Source organism: Aromatoleum aromaticum EbN1, from assembly GCF_000025965.1.
GTDB lineage: Bacteria > Pseudomonadota > Gammaproteobacteria > Burkholderiales > Rhodocyclaceae > Aromatoleum > Aromatoleum aromaticum.
The window spans coordinates 2,408,779-2,422,458 of the sequence record NC_006513.1; the positions used below are offsets into that span (position 1 = coordinate 2,408,779).

Annotated in this window: 10 protein-coding genes, 2 tRNA genes and 3 rRNA genes; 13 read left to right on the top strand and 2 right to left on the bottom strand. The window is 60.3% G+C overall.

What is annotated here, in order from left to right:
• The 11 genes from priB to EBN1_RS11530 all read left to right on the top strand — a co-directional run bounded on the left by priB (position 1) and on the right by EBN1_RS11530 (position 10,178).
• Positions 1 to 357: a primosomal replication protein N gene (gene priB / locus EBN1_RS11480; RefSeq protein WP_011238127.1), complete on the top strand. Its 357-nt coding sequence runs from the start codon at positions 1 to 3 to the stop codon at positions 355 to 357.
• Positions 317 to 592, top strand: coding sequence for a 30S ribosomal protein S18 (rpsR, locus tag EBN1_RS11485; protein ID WP_011238128.1), 276 nt, complete (start codon positions 317 to 319; stop codon positions 590 to 592). The genes priB and rpsR overlap by 41 nt, the downstream gene beginning before the upstream one ends.
• 15 nt (positions 593 to 607) lie before the next feature.
• A complete protein-coding gene (rplI, locus tag EBN1_RS11490; protein ID WP_011238129.1) occupies positions 608 to 1,060 on the top strand; it encodes a 50S ribosomal protein L9 in 453 nt (150 codons plus the stop codon).
• A gap of 125 nt (positions 1,061 to 1,185) precedes the next feature.
• The gene (dnaB, locus tag EBN1_RS11495; RefSeq protein ID WP_011238130.1) at positions 1,186 to 2,586 is read left to right on the top strand and encodes a replicative DNA helicase; all 1,401 of its coding nucleotides are present in this window, start codon (positions 1,186 to 1,188) and stop codon (positions 2,584 to 2,586) included.
• Between the two features lie 354 nt (positions 2,587 to 2,940).
• Positions 2,941 to 4,478, top strand: a 16S ribosomal RNA gene (locus EBN1_RS11500).
• 75 nt (positions 4,479 to 4,553) lie between these two features.
• A tRNA-Ile gene (locus EBN1_RS11505) sits at positions 4,554 to 4,630 on the top strand.
• An 11-nt stretch (positions 4,631 to 4,641) separates the two neighbouring features.
• A tRNA-Ala gene (locus tag EBN1_RS11510) sits at positions 4,642 to 4,717 on the top strand.
• 275 nt (positions 4,718 to 4,992) lie between these two features.
• A 23S ribosomal RNA gene (locus EBN1_RS11515) occupies positions 4,993 to 7,877 on the top strand.
• Between the two features lie 97 nt (positions 7,878 to 7,974).
• Positions 7,975 to 8,087 (top strand): 5S ribosomal RNA (rrf, locus tag EBN1_RS11520).
• The 16S, 23S and 5S rRNA genes sit together here with 2 tRNA genes alongside, the layout of an rRNA operon.
• A 186-nt stretch (positions 8,088 to 8,273) precedes the next feature.
• Positions 8,274 to 9,437, top strand: coding sequence for a UbiH/UbiF family hydroxylase (locus EBN1_RS11525; RefSeq protein WP_011238131.1), 1,164 nt, complete (start codon positions 8,274 to 8,276; stop codon positions 9,435 to 9,437).
• A 15-nt stretch (positions 9,438 to 9,452) separates the two neighbouring features.
• The gene (locus EBN1_RS11530) at positions 9,453 to 10,178 is read left to right on the top strand and encodes a DsbC family protein (RefSeq protein WP_011238132.1); all 726 of its coding nucleotides are present in this window, start codon (positions 9,453 to 9,455) and stop codon (positions 10,176 to 10,178) included.
• Positions 10,179 to 10,231: 53 nt separating this feature from the next.
• Here the strand turns inward: EBN1_RS11530 and mltA are convergent, their stop codons facing one another.
• Positions 10,232 to 11,398 (bottom strand): murein transglycosylase A, encoded by a 1,167-nt coding sequence (gene mltA / locus EBN1_RS11535; RefSeq protein WP_241762723.1) that lies wholly within the window; start codon positions 11,396 to 11,398, stop codon positions 10,232 to 10,234.
• A 272-nt stretch (positions 11,399 to 11,670) separates the two neighbouring features.
• On the opposite strand from mltA, the gene EBN1_RS11540 reads away from it, so the two are divergent.
• On the top strand, positions 11,671 to 12,531 hold the full coding sequence (locus EBN1_RS11540; RefSeq protein WP_011238134.1) for an ATP-binding protein: 861 nt from the start codon (positions 11,671 to 11,673) through the stop codon (positions 12,529 to 12,531).
• A 12-nt stretch (positions 12,532 to 12,543) separates the two neighbouring features.
• Positions 12,544 to 13,485: a Nudix family hydrolase gene (locus EBN1_RS11545; protein WP_011238135.1), complete on the top strand. Its 942-nt coding sequence runs from the start codon at positions 12,544 to 12,546 to the stop codon at positions 13,483 to 13,485.
• Here EBN1_RS11545 and EBN1_RS11550 read toward each other — a convergent pair.
• Positions 13,476 to 13,673: a DNA gyrase inhibitor YacG gene (locus EBN1_RS11550; protein ID WP_041646254.1), complete on the bottom strand. Its 198-nt coding sequence runs from the start codon at positions 13,671 to 13,673 to the stop codon at positions 13,476 to 13,478. The two genes, EBN1_RS11545 and EBN1_RS11550, sit on opposite strands and share 10 nt — an antisense overlap.
• Positions 13,674 to 13,680: the final 7 nt, after the last annotated feature.

The following is a 13,680-nucleotide window of genomic DNA, read 5'->3' on the forward strand; positions in this document are numbered from 1 at the left end:
GTGGCTGAGCCCGGGGCGAACGAACTGCGCCTCGATGCACGGATAGCCGAGCTGCTGCCGCTGCGTCGAACCCCGGCAGGAGTGCCGATCGCCGCCTGCGGCCTCGCGCACGAATCGAAACAGGACGAGGGCGGCATCGCTCGCGACGTTTCGGTGGAACTGCAGGCGGTCGCAATTGGTGAGTTGGCCAGCGTGCTGGCCGGCGCCTCTCCCGGTATGAGAATACGGGCCACCGGTTTTCTCGCGGCGAAGAGCCTTCGCAGCCGGATGCCGGTGCTGCACCTGAGCAAGATCGAATTTCTGGAAGGAAACGAAAATGGCTTTCAAGCCCAAGTCGAAGTTCAAGAAAAAGGATGATCGCGGCAACCGCGGTCTGTTCAAGCGTCGCAAGTTCTGCCGCTTCACCGCGGAGAAGATCGAAGAAGTCGACTACAAGGATGTGGATATCCTGAAGGACTTCGTCACCGAAAACAGCAAGATCATGCCGGCGCGCATCACCGGCACGAAGGCCGGCTACCAGCGCCAGCTGTCGACCGCGGTGAAGCGTGCGCGCTTCCTCGCGCTGCTGCCCTACACCGATCTGCACAAGTAAGAGGAGAGATCGGACATGCAAATCATTCTGCTCGAAAAAGTCGCCAACCTCGGTGTGCTCGGCGACGTCGTCAAGGTCAAGGACGGCTACGCGCGCAACTACCTGATCCCGCAAGGCAAGGCCAAGCGCGCGACGCAATCCAACATGGCCCAGTTCGAGGCCCTGCGTGCCGAGCTCGAGCGCGCTCACGCCGAGAAGCTGGCAGAGGCCCAGGCGATCGCCACCAAGCTCGAAGGCCTGATGGTGCAGATCAGCCGTAAGGCGGGCATGGACGGACGCCTGTTCGGTTCGGTCAGCAACATCGACATCGTCGACGCGCTCGAGACGCAGGGCTTCAAGGTCGAGCGCAGCGCCGTGCGCATGCCGGAAGGTCCGATCAAGCAGGTCGGTGATTCCCAGGTCGATGTCGCACTGCACTCTGATATCGTTGTGCCGATCACCGTTTCGGTGCTGGGCGAACAGCAGTAAGCTGCGCCAGGAAGTCTGATCCTGAGGGGCTGCTTCGGCAGCCCCTTTGCTTTTCAGCGCCGTCTTTTCAGCCCCTTCCCAGCTTCGCTAGAATTTCTCCCCTTTTCGCAAGGACCGGTGCCCCGATGGCCACTTCAAAGCGACGCTTTTCCGATAGCTCGAGTGATCCGCAGATTTCCGCAATCAAGCTCCCGCCGCATTCGCTCGAGGCCGAACAGTCGCTGATCGGCGGCATCCTGCTCGATAACGCCGCATGGGAGCGAATTGCGGATCTCGTCAATGAGGTGGATTTCTATCGGGACGATCATCGCCGCATCTACCGCCACATCTCCCGATTGATCGATCTGGGAAAACCCGCTGATGTCGTGACGGTCTTCGAGTCGCTCGAAAAGAACGGCGAGACCGAGCAGGCAGGTGGGCTCGCCTACCTCGCAGAAGTCGCGAACAACACCCCGTCTGCGGCAAATATCCGCCGCTACGCGGAAATCGTTCGCGAGCGTGCGATCCTGCGCAAGATGGTCGCCGTGGGCGATGAGATTGCCGCCAGCGCATTGAGTGCCTCGGGCAAGGACGCGAAGACGCTGCTCGATGAGGCCGAAGCCAAGGTTTTCGAGATCGCCGAGGCGGGCGCGCGACACGCGAGCGGCTTCGTGTCGATCCAGCCGATCCTGAAGCAGGTCGTTGACCGCGTCCAGGAACTGTACGACCGCGACAATCCGCTCGAGGTGACCGGAGTGCCGACCGGTCTCATCGACCTCGACGAGAAGACTTCCGGCCTACAGCCGTCCGACATGATCATCGTTGCGGGCCGACCTGCGATGGGCAAAACGACTTTCGCCCTGAACGTCGCCGAGCATGTCGCCGTCGACTGTCGTCTGCCAGTGGCGATTTTCTCGATGGAAATGCCCGGTACGCAGCTCGCCACGCGTTTCATCTCGTCGGTGGGGCGAATCGACCAGCAGAAGATCCGTACCGGCCGTCTCGGCGACGAGGATTGGCAGCGACTCACGGCGGCGATGGGCAAGCTCTACGACGCACCGCTGTTCATCGACGAGACGCCGGGCCTCAACCCGATCGACCTTCGCGCTCGGGCGCGCCGCCTGTCGCGCCAGTGCGGCAAGCTCGGTCTGATCGTCATCGACTACATTCAGCTGATGACCGGCACGAAGGACACGGACAACCGCGCCTCCGAGCTCTCCGAAATTTCGCGGTCGATCAAGTCGCTGGCAAAGGAGTTGCACGTACCGATCATCGCGCTGTCTCAGCTCAACCGCAGCCTGGAGCAGCGGCCGAACAAGCGCCCGGTGATGTCCGACCTGCGCGAATCGGGCGCTATCGAGCAAGATGCCGACATCATCATGTTCATCTACCGCGACGAGGTCTACAACCCGGACTCCCCGGACAAGGGCTCGGCCGAGCTGATCATCGGCAAGCATCGCAACGGACCGACCGGGACGGTGCGCATGACGTTCATCGGCGAATGCACGCGCTTCGAGAATTACGCGGGAGGCGTTGCTGGGTATTGATCGGCTGTTTCCAATTCGCTTTCATGAAAGAGTTGACTGCCTGTTGGATGTGTCTATAATCCGCCGTTCTTCGCGCTCCAGTCGGTTTTTTGCGGTGGGGGGCGAGGCGCGGTGGCGGTAGAGGGAGCTTCACCGGTGGTCAGGAAAGAAGCCGGTGGGGGTTGACGGCAGCAGCGAAGTCGGTCAGAATCTCTTTCTCGCTGCAACGGCAGCGGTTCTTTAAAAAGTTGAACAACCGATAAGTGTGGGTACTGGGTTGCTGCGGTGGCCGGATTGTCTTCGGGCAGATCCGGCATTGCAAAGATCGAGTGCTCGCAGAAGTCAGTAAAGATTCTTTGAGTGCTTTGTTGGATTGAACTTAAGAGTTTGATCCTGGCTCAGATTGAACGCTGGCGGCATGCTTTACACATGCAAGTCGAACGGCAGCGGGGGCTTCGGCCTGCCGGCGAGTGGCGAACGGGTGAGTAATGCATCGGAACGTACCCAGTCGTGGGGGATAACTACGCGAAAGCGTGGCTAATACCGCATACGCCCTGAGGGGGAAAGCGGGGGACCTTCGGGCCTCGCGCGATTGGAGCGGCTGATGTCGGATTAGCTGGTTGGTGGGGTAAAGGCCTACCAAGGCGACGATCCGTAGCTGGTCTGAGAGGATGATCAGCCACACTGGGACTGAGACACGGCCCAGACTCCTACGGGAGGCAGCAGTGGGGAATTTTGGACAATGGGCGCAAGCCTGATCCAGCCATGCCGCGTGAGTGAAGAAGGCCTTCGGGTTGTAAAGCTCTTTCAGACGGAAAGAAATCGGGCGGGTGAATAGCCTGCCTGGATGACGGTACTGTCAGAAGAAGCACCGGCTAACTACGTGCCAGCAGCCGCGGTAATACGTAGGGTGCGAGCGTTAATCGGAATTACTGGGCGTAAAGCGTGCGCAGGCGGTTGTGTAAGACAGGTGTGAAATCCCCGGGCTTAACCTGGGAACTGCGCTTGTGACTGCACGGCTGGAGTACGGCAGAGGGGGGTGGAATTCCACGTGTAGCAGTGAAATGCGTAGAGATGTGGAGGAACACCGATGGCGAAGGCAGCCCCCTGGGCCGATACTGACGCTCATGCACGAAAGCGTGGGGAGCAAACAGGATTAGATACCCTGGTAGTCCACGCCCTAAACGATGTCGACTAGTTGTTCGGTGCGGTAACGCGCTGAGTAACGCAGCTAACGCGTGAAGTCGACCGCCTGGGGAGTACGGCCGCAAGGTTAAAACTCAAAGGAATTGACGGGGACCCGCACAAGCGGTGGATGATGTGGATTAATTCGATGCAACGCGAAAAACCTTACCTACCCTTGACATGCCTGGAATCCTGCAGAGATGCGGGAGTGCCTTCGGGAGCCAGGACACAGGTGCTGCATGGCTGTCGTCAGCTCGTGTCGTGAGATGTTGGGTTAAGTCCCGCAACGAGCGCAACCCTTGTCGCTAATTGCCATCATTAGGTTGGGCACTTTAGCGAGACTGCCGGTGACAAACCGGAGGAAGGTGGGGATGACGTCAAGTCCTCATGGCCCTTATGGGTAGGGCTTCACACGTCATACAATGGTCGGTACAGAGGGTTGCCAAGCCGCGAGGTGGAGCCAATCCCACAAAGCCGATCGTAGTCCGGATCGTAGTCTGCAACTCGACTACGTGAAGTCGGAATCGCTAGTAATCGCAGATCAGCATGCTGCGGTGAATACGTTCCCGGGTCTTGTACACACCGCCCGTCACACCATGGGAGTGGGTTTCACCAGAAGTAGGTAGCTTAACCTTTCGGGGAGGGCGCTTACCACGGTGAGATTCATGACTGGGGTGAAGTCGTAACAAGGTAGCCGTATCGGAAGGTGCGGCTGGATCACCTCCTTTCAAGAGAAGAGGCCGCGGCGACGCAGTATCCACAACTTATCGGTTGTTCAGGCAACGAGAGCCTCGAAGGCATGAGGGTCTGTAGCTCAGCTGGTTAGAGCACCGTCTTGATAAGGCGGGGGTCGTTGGTTCGAACCCAACCAGACCCACCAAGCGATCAAGCGGGGGATTAGCTCAGCTGGGAGAGCACCTGCTTTGCAAGCAGGGGGTCGACGGTTCGATCCCGTCATCCTCCACCAGTGTTCGGGGTGGGTAGAGGCGTCGGAAAAGGGCTAAGCCGTGCGGATCGTCGGGTCCGCAGGGCTTAGGCCTTGGCAGGTTTTTGAGGCTGCGTTCTTTAACAAAGTGGAAGAAGTAAAGTGTGCGACAGTGGGCCGCGAGGCGCGCTGTTGCATGGGTTGGTGTGATTGCATTTTTGCGGTCATTGGCGCTTTGAACCAGCGGCCGGTGACTGCGCACAAGCGTGAGTTCGTCTATGGCGGTGGTGCCCTGGCAACAGGGTCCATGGTTATAGGATCAAGCGACTAAGTGCATGTGGTGGATGCCTTGGCGATCACAGGCGATGAAGGACGTGCAAGCCTGCGAAAAGCGGGGGGGAGCTGGCAATGGAGCTTTGATCCCCCGATGTCCGAATGGGGAAACCCACTCCTTTTGGAGTATCCCGCGCTGAATACATAGGCGTGTGGAGGCGAACGCGGCGAACTGAAACATCTAAGTAGCCGCAGGAACAGAAATCAACCGAGATTCCCCAAGTAGTGGCGAGCGAACGGGGAGCAGCCTGCACGACTAAACCAATTACTTAGCAAAACGGTCTGGAAAGTCCGACGATACAGGGTGATAGTCCCGTATGCGAAAAGTAGCTGGCGGGTCTGAGCGTGCGACAAGTAGGGCGGGACACGAGAAATCCTGTCTGAAGATGGGGGGACCATCCTCCAAGGCTAAATACTCGTGATCGACCGATAGTGAACCAGTACCGTGAGGGAAAGGCGAAAAGAACCCCGGGAGGGGAGTGAAATAGATCCTGAAACCGCATGCATACAAACAGTGGGAGCCTCCTTCGTGGGGTGACTGCGTACCTTTTGTATAATGGGTCAGCGACTTACGTTCAGTAGCGAGCTTAACCGAATAGGGGAGGCGTAGGGAAACCGAGTCTGACAAGGGCGGCTGAGTTGCTGGGCGTAGACCCGAAACCGGATGATCTATCCATGGCCAGGATGAAGGTGCGGTAACACGCACTGGAGGTCCGAACCCACTAATGTTGAAAAATTAGGGGATGAGCTGTGGATAGGGGTGAAAGGCTAAACAAATCCGGAAATAGCTGGTTCTCCCCGAAAACTATTTAGGTAGTGCGTCGTACGGACACTTGCGGGGGTAGAGCACTGTAATCGTTGGGGGGGTCACTGCGATCTACCCCGCGATAGCAAACTCCGAATACCGCAAAGTGATATACGGCAGACAGTCCTGGGGTGCTAACGTCCTGGGACAAGAGGGAAACAACCCAGACCGCCAGCTAAGGTCCCAAATACATGGCTAAGTGGGAAACGAAGTGGGAAGGCCCAGACAGCTAGGAGGTTGGCTTAGAAGCAGCCATCCTTTAAAGAAAGCGTAATAGCTCACTAGTCGAGTCGTCCTGCGCGGAAGATGTAACGGGGCTCAAGCCATGAACCGAAGCTGCGGATCTCGCAAGAGATGGTAGGGGAGCGTTCCGTAAGCCTGCGAAGGTGTCTCGAGAGGGATGCTGGAGGTATCGGAAGTGCGAATGCTGACATGAGTAGCGATAAAGGGTGTGAAAAGCACCCTCGCCGAAAGCCCAAGGTTTCCTGCGCAACGTTCATCGACGCAGGGTGAGTCGGCCCCTAAGGCGAGGCAGAAATGCGTAGTCGATGGGAAACGGGTCAATATTCCCGTACCGGTCCTAGATGCGATGGGGGGACGGAGAAGGTTAGGCCAGCCGGGTGTTGGATGTCCCGGTTTAAGCGTGTAGGCGTGCCCCGTAGGCAAATCCGCGGGGCTGAGCTGAGGCGTGATGACGAGGGCTCTTTGAGCCCGAAGTGGTTGATACCATGCTTCCAGGAAAAGCCTCTAAGCTTCAGTCTAGGATCGACCGTACCGCAAACCGACACAGGTGGGCAGGTAGAAAATACCCAGGCGCTTGAGAGAACTCAGGAGAAGGAACTCGGCAAATTGATACCGTAACTTCGGGAGAAGGTATGCCCCGTTAGCTTGTAGGAGTACATCCGAAGGGCGAAGGGGCCGCAGAGAATCGGTGGCTGCGACTGTTTATTAAAAACACAGCACTGTGCAAACACGAAAGTGGACGTATACGGTGTGACGCCTGCCCGGTGCCGGAAGGTTAAGTGATGGGGTGCAAGCTCTTGATCGAAGCCCCGGTAAACGGCGGCCGTAACTATAACGGTCCTAAGGTAGCGAAATTCCTTGTCGGGTAAGTTCCGACCTGCACGAATGGCGTAACGATGGCCACACTGTCTCCTCCTGAGACTCAGCGAAGTTGAAATGTTTGTGAAGATGCAATCTCCCCGCGGCAAGACGGAAAGACCCCATGAACCTTTACTGTAGCTTTGCATTGGACTTTGACGGGACTTGTGTAGGATAGGTGGGAGGCTGTGAAACGGGAACGCCAGTTTCCGTGGAGCCAACCTTGAAATACCACCCTGGTGTCGTTGAGGTTCTAACCTTGGCCCGTGAATCCGGGTCGGGGACCGTGCATGGCAGGCAGTTTGACTGGGGCGGTCTCCTCCCAAAAGGTAACGGAGGAGTACGAAGGTCGCCTAGACACGGTCGGACATCGTGTTGATAGTGCAATGGCAAAAGGCGGCTTGACTGCGAGACCGACAAGTCGAGCAGGTGCGAAAGCAGGTCATAGTGATCCGGTGGTTCTGCATGGAAGGGCCATCGCTCAACGGATAAAAGGTACTCTGGGGATAACAGGCTGATTCCGCCCAAGAGTTCACATCGACGGCGGAGTTTGGCACCTCGATGTCGGCTCATCACATCCTGGGGCTGTAGCCGGTCCCAAGGGTATGGCTGTTCGCCATTTAAAGTGGTACGTGAGCTGGGTTTAAAACGTCGTGAGACAGTTTGGTCCCTATCTGCCGTGGGCGCTGGAAGTTTGAGAGGACCTGCTCCTAGTACGAGAGGACCGGAGTGGACGCACCCCTGGTGTACCGGTTGTGACGCCAGTCGCATCGCCGGGTAGCTAAGTGCGGAAGAGATAACCGCTGAAAGCATCTAAGCGGGAAACTCGCCTCAAGATGAGACTTCCCCGGGGCCTCGAGCCCCCTGAAGGGTCGTCGAAGACCACGACGTTGATAGGTCGGGTGTGGAAGCGCAGCAATGCGTTGAGCTAACCGATACTAATTGCCCGTGAGGCTTGATCCTATAACCCTGGATCGAACACCGCGACAACTCACCGAAAAACGCATCACACCAACAACACCCCACACACTTTGCTTCTCCGCTTTGTTACCCTTTACAGTCTGACGACCATAGCGTCCTGGCACCACCCCTTCCCATCCCGAACAGGACCGTGAAACAGGACCGCGCCGATGATAGTGCCTAAACGGGTGCGAAAGTAGGTCATCGTCAGACTACCCTTTGCTCTGCACAAAAGCCGCTTCCCCTCCCCGGGAAAGCGGCTTTTTGCTGTCCAAACGCCGCGTCATGCTGCATTTTCCGTCGATGCACAAAGCTCCGCTTTCACTGCGCCAGCCTGCGCTGCGTGACTTGGCGCGTCCCTTGCGGCAGAATCACGTTCTTTCCGAAAAGCCGGGATTCATGGATTTCGACCTGATCATTATCGGAGGAGGGCTTGCCGGTGCAAGCCTGGCCGTGGCGCTGCGCGCGAGCCGCCTGCGGATCGCTGTAGTCGAGACGCATCTTCCGGCCGATGTCCCGGGCTGGGATTCGCGGATCTATGCAGTCAGTCCGGAGAACGCGGATTTCCTTCGGGAAATCGGCGCATGGCGGCATCTCGATGCTTCCCGCATCAATCCGGTGCACGCGATGTCGATACGAGGGGATGCCGGTGGCAGCCTCGAATTTTCGGCATATGAAAGCGGGCTGCCGGAACTCGCCTGGATCGTCGAATCGGGGCGCCTCCACCGCGAGTTGTGGGAGACGATGCGCCGGCAGCACAACGTGACGCTGCTCTGCGGCATTTCCCCGGTCAGATTCTCGCAGGGGGCTGCTTCTGTGACTGTGGGACTCTCCGATGGCAGGCAGGCGAATGCACGCCTCGTGGTCGGCGCGGACGGAGTCAATTCATGGGTTCGTCAGCAAGCAGGCATCGCAGCGACTTTCACGCCGTATGATGAGGTTGGTGTCGTCGCGAATTTTCGCTGTGAGCGCGGGCATCGCAACGTAGCGTACCAGTGGTTCCGGCCCGACGGGATTCTCGCGTTGCTTCCGTTGCCCGGGAAAATGGTGTCGATGGTCTGGTCCGCTCCCGCCGGATGCGCACAGGAACTGCTCGCGCTCGATGCCGACTCGTTGTGCCGACGCGTGGCCGATGCGACGAGCGGTGAGTTGGGATACCTGAAGCTCGAAACTCCCGCCGCCGGATTTCCGCTTCGCCTGATGCGGGTCGATACGACCGTGAAATCGAGGATCGCTGTCATCGGCGACGCCGCACATGCCATTCATCCTCTTTCGGGACACGGCATCAATCTGGGATTCAAGGACGCCCGCGAGCTCGCGAGTGTGCTGAACGGGCTGGCGCCGTGGCGGGACCCGGGCGAAATCGCCGTCCTTCGCGGGTATGCACGTCAGCGGGCCGAAGAGCCGTTTCTGCTTCAAAATACGACTCATGTGTTGAATCGCCTGTTCGGAACAGCGAACCCGGTACTGACGGTGCTACGCAACGTCGGACTGAACCTCACCGACCGGCTGCCGGTCGTACGACACGCGCTCGTGCGGTATGCCGCCGGCGGACGCTTCTGATTTCTGGAGATACCGATGGTTGAACGTGCACTTCGTCCGGTCCTGGTGACCGCTTTTGTCGGCATGACATCGCTGGGCCTTGCCCACGCCGACGAAGGGAGCGTGCGAAAGGCAGTGGAAGGATTTGTCGGTTCCCCGGTCGTCGAGTCGGTCGCGAGGATTCCGTACGGCGAGCTTTACGAAGTCGTACTGAAGAGCGGGGAAATCGTCTATACGGACGAAAAGATGAGCTTTCTGATCGACGGCAGGGTGATCGACACCAGTACGCGGCGCGATATCACTCAGGCGCGCATGGCGCAGCTTTCGGCGATCGACGTCGGCACGCTTCCGCTCGACCAGGCGATCAAGCAGGTAAGGGGAAACGGCAAGCGGGTCATCGTCTCGTTCGAAGATCCGAATTGCGCGTACTGCAAGCGTCTCGGCAAGGAGTTGGCGCAACTGAAGGACGTCACCGTCTATACTTTCCTGTATCCAATTCTGAGTCCGGATTCAACCGAGAAGTCACGCAATATCTGGTGCGCCGATGACCGGGCGAAGGCGTGGAGCGACTGGATCCTGAATGCGAAAGTGCCGGCGTCGGCGAGTTGCGACAGTTCGGTTGTCGAGCGCAACGTCACGCTCGGGCAGAAGCTCAAGATCAATGGAACGCCGACGATGTTCCTTGCCGACGGTCGGCGGCTGGGCGGCTATCTCCCGGCGGCAGAGCTGGAGCAGGCGCTGCTGGAAGCAGGGAAGAAGTAGGCGGAAAACGCCCGCACAGGGCGGGCTTTGTCTGCGCCCCTGCGGTGCGTGGTTCAGGGCCGGGAGCTTCGGGGGAGCAGCACCCACAATTGTCCTTGCTGGCGCATCCGGCCGGCCTGCACTCCCGCTTCCGATCCGAATCCCCAGAAAAAATCCGCGCGCACGGCCCCTTTGATCGCTCCGCCGGTGTCCTGGGCGAACATCAGTCGCTGCAGCGGACGGTCCGATAGCGGCCAAGTCGTCGAAAGGTAGACCGGCGCGCCGAGCGGAACGGTGCGCGGATCGACAGCGATACTGCGCTCGTCGGTTAGCGGAACCCCCAGCGCGCCGATCGGTCCTCCCCCGCGGGCCGGCAGCTCGCGGAAGAAGACGTAGCTCGGGTTGGTGTTCAGCATTTCGGACAGGCGTTGCGGGTTTGCGTGCGCCCAGGTCTTGATGCCCTCCATCGAGGCCTTCTCGATCGGCAACTCACCCTGGGCGACGAGCCAGCGTCCGATCGACTGGTACGGATGACCGTTTTGGTCGGCATAGCCGATGCGCACTTTCGTCCCGTCGGGCAGTTCCACTCGTCCGGATCCTTGCACTTGCAGGAAAAACAGGTCGATCGGATCGGAGGCCCAGAGCAGAGTCGGAGCGGGCGCGCGATCCTGCATGCGCTCGATATCGGCACGGGTCCAGTACGGGACAACTTTGTTGCCGACAATCCTCCCGCGCAGGCGAAGATTCTTCAGGTCCGGATACAGGTTACCGAAGTCGACCGTCAGCATGTCGGACGGAACGCCATGGACCGGCCACGGATAACGTTCGGAACGCGTGCGGCTGCCCCGGATCAGGGGTTCGTAATAGCCGGTGATGAGGCCCTCTCTCGTTCCGTCTGGATTGACGATCGCCCATGGCTCGAGGTGGGCTTCGAGGAAGCGGCGAACCAACGCGGCAGTGGGAGCGTCGCCGAGCGCCCGGGCTGCCTCGCAGGTCGCCTGCCACTGCGGCTGCCGCGCGATCGCGTTGCAAGACTCACGCAACGCGGGCCACGCACGGGCATGGTCGTCTTCGCCCCAGCCGGGGAGTTCGCTCCAGTCGATCCGCTGCAGAGGGTCGGCCGGTGCGGGTGGCGGCAGGACCGCCGCGGGCACACCGCCGGGGCAGGCCTGGCATGCGGGACATGCTTGGGCGGGGGGGCATGCGCGCACGACGGGCGCCGTTGCGGAAGAGGTTGTCATCGAAGGCGGGCGCGTTCCGCATGCGGAAAGCAGACCCAGCATTGCAACGGCCAGCAGAGCACGGATCGGGGAAAGTGAGGCGCGTGGTTTCATGGGCGGGATCAGGTAGACTTGCGGCCGAGCCGGCGAGTATACCGGGCCGACAACCTGGTTCGAGCAGGAGAGCAGGATGTGGGTGATTTTTCTGGAAGCGGGCGTTGCGCTGGCGCTGTTGCTCATCATCGTCTGGGCGACCTGGCCGAAACGCAATAACCGTCCGAGTGAGGATCGCGATGAATGATGTTGCCAAGCTGCTGGCGCGGGCCGAACAGCTTATCGACCGGCTCGATCAGTTGCTGCCGGGTCCCGCACCCGCACCCGATTGGTCGGCTGCGAGGGCGTTCCTGTGGCGCAGGCGAAACGGTCGTCCAGGCCTGCAGCCAGTCATGCGCCCTCACGGGATTCGTCTCGCCGACTTGTGCGACGTCGACGACCAGAAAGCCCGCATCGACCAGAACACGCGCCAGTTCCTCGACGGGCGGCGCGCCAACAACGTGCTGCTGACCGGCGCGCGCGGCACCGGCAAGTCGTCGCTGGTGAAAGCGCTGCTGAATGCGTATGCGGACCGCGGGCTGCGGCTGATCGAGGTCGACAAGGAGGACCTGATGGATCTTCCGGACATCGTCGAACTGGTCGCGGGCCGTCCGGAGCGATTCATCCTGTTCTGCGACGACCTGTCGTTCGAAGAGGCCGAGCCGGCCTACAAGGCGCTGAAGAGCGTGCTCGACGGCTCGGTCGCGGCAGTCCCGGACAATGTGCTGATCTATGCAACGTCCAATCGACGACACCTGATGCCCGAATACCACGACGAAAATCTCCAGGCGCGGCATGTCGATGGCGAAGTGCATCCCGGCGAGGCGGTCGAGGAGAAGATTTCGCTGTCCGAACGCTTCGGACTGTGGATTTCGTTCTACCCGTTCAGCCAGGATGAGTATCTGGCGATCGTCGCGCACTGGTTGGAGGAATTCGGCCTGGATCACGAGGCGATCGGGAATGCACGCCAGGAAGCCTTGCAGTGGGCGTTGTTGCGCGGCTCCCGTTCGGGCCGCGTCGCCTGGCAGTTCGCCCGCGACCACGCCGGGCGCTTCGAATAGCGGAAATCATCGATGAAAAAGCGGGTGGAGGTGGCAGCCGGGGTGATCACGCGACCGGACGGGAGTTTTCTGCTGGGGCAGCGCGCCCCTGACACGTTCTACCCGGGTTACTGGGAATTCCCGGGAGGGAAAGTCGAAGCCGGCGAGACTGCAGAGCAGGCCTTGGTGCGCGAGCTCGATGAGGAACTCGGGATCCGCGTGACCTGTATCCGGCCGTGGATTACGCGCGAGCATCGGTACGAGCACGCGCATGTGCGCCTGCATTTCTTCGAGGTGACGGCCTGGGATGGCGAGATCAACGACCATGTGCACAGTGCATTGTCGTGGGAACATGCCGGCTGGCTCGGTGTGGGGCCGATGCTGCCGGCGAACGGTCCGATCCTGAAAGCGCTGCACTTGCCGCGGTGGATGGGGATCACGCACGCGGTTGATATCGGCACTAAGGTGCAGCTTGCCCGTCTCGATGCCGCGCTCGAGCGCGGCCTGCGGCTGGTCCAGGTTCGCGAGCCAGGCATGCCGCGCGACGAACTGGCGTCGTTCGCCGGGGCAGTGATCCGTCGCGCGCGGGAATACCGCGCGCTCGTGGTGATCAACCAGGACTCAGGACTCGCTCACGAACTCGGCGCCGACGGCGTGCATCTTCCTGCGGCTGAACTGGGACGGACGACGGCGCGGCCTGCTTTCGAGTGGGTCGGGGCATCGTGTCATTGCCGCGCCGAACTCGAGCGAGCTGCCGGGCTGGGGTTGGACTACGCGCTGCTCGGCGCGGTGCGGCCGACGCTCACGCACCCGCACCGCGAGACGTTGGGGTGGCACGCTTTTGCGGAGCTGGTCCGCGACCTGCCGATTCCGGTGCTCGCCTTGGGCGGGCTCGTGGAAGCCGACATGGAGCCTGCTCGCAGCGCTGGGGCGCACGGGATCGCAGGGATTCGGGGCGTCTGGCTTCAGTCGTGAGGGGACTGGTCCGGCAGATCTTCGTTATCGGGGCGGGTCGATACCGGCACGCGATAGCTCTCCGACGCCCAGGCTCCGAGATCGATCTGCTTGCAGCGCTCCGAGCAGAATGGACGAAAAGGATTGTCGGTCGACCACTTTGTCTTCGCGCCGCACTGCGGGCAGCTGACGATTCTCACCTTGGCCATGTCTCGC

Excerpts from the sequence above, each read along its gene's own strand:
- EBN1_RS11545 (WP_011238135.1), top strand. The coding sequence starts at position 12,544 with ATGAAAAAGCGGGTGGAGGTGGCAGCCGGGGTGATCACGCGACCGGAC.
- mltA (WP_241762723.1), bottom strand. The coding sequence starts at position 11,398 with ATGACAACCTCTTCCGCAACGGCGCCCGTCGTGCGCGCATGCCCCCCC.
- EBN1_RS11540 (WP_011238134.1), top strand. The coding sequence starts at position 11,671 with ATGAATGATGTTGCCAAGCTGCTGGCGCGGGCCGAACAGCTTATCGAC.
- EBN1_RS11550 (WP_041646254.1), bottom strand. The coding sequence starts at position 13,673 with ATGGCCAAGGTGAGAATCGTCAGCTGCCCGCAGTGCGGCGCGAAGACA.
- dnaB (WP_011238130.1), top strand. The coding sequence starts at position 1,186 with ATGGCCACTTCAAAGCGACGCTTTTCCGATAGCTCGAGTGATCCGCAG.
- rpsR (WP_011238128.1), top strand. The coding sequence starts at position 317 with ATGGCTTTCAAGCCCAAGTCGAAGTTCAAGAAAAAGGATGATCGCGGC.
- EBN1_RS11525 (WP_011238131.1), top strand. The coding sequence starts at position 8,274 with ATGGATTTCGACCTGATCATTATCGGAGGAGGGCTTGCCGGTGCAAGC.
- EBN1_RS11530 (WP_011238132.1), top strand. The coding sequence starts at position 9,453 with ATGGTTGAACGTGCACTTCGTCCGGTCCTGGTGACCGCTTTTGTCGGC.
- rplI (WP_011238129.1), top strand. The coding sequence starts at position 608 with ATGCAAATCATTCTGCTCGAAAAAGTCGCCAACCTCGGTGTGCTCGGC.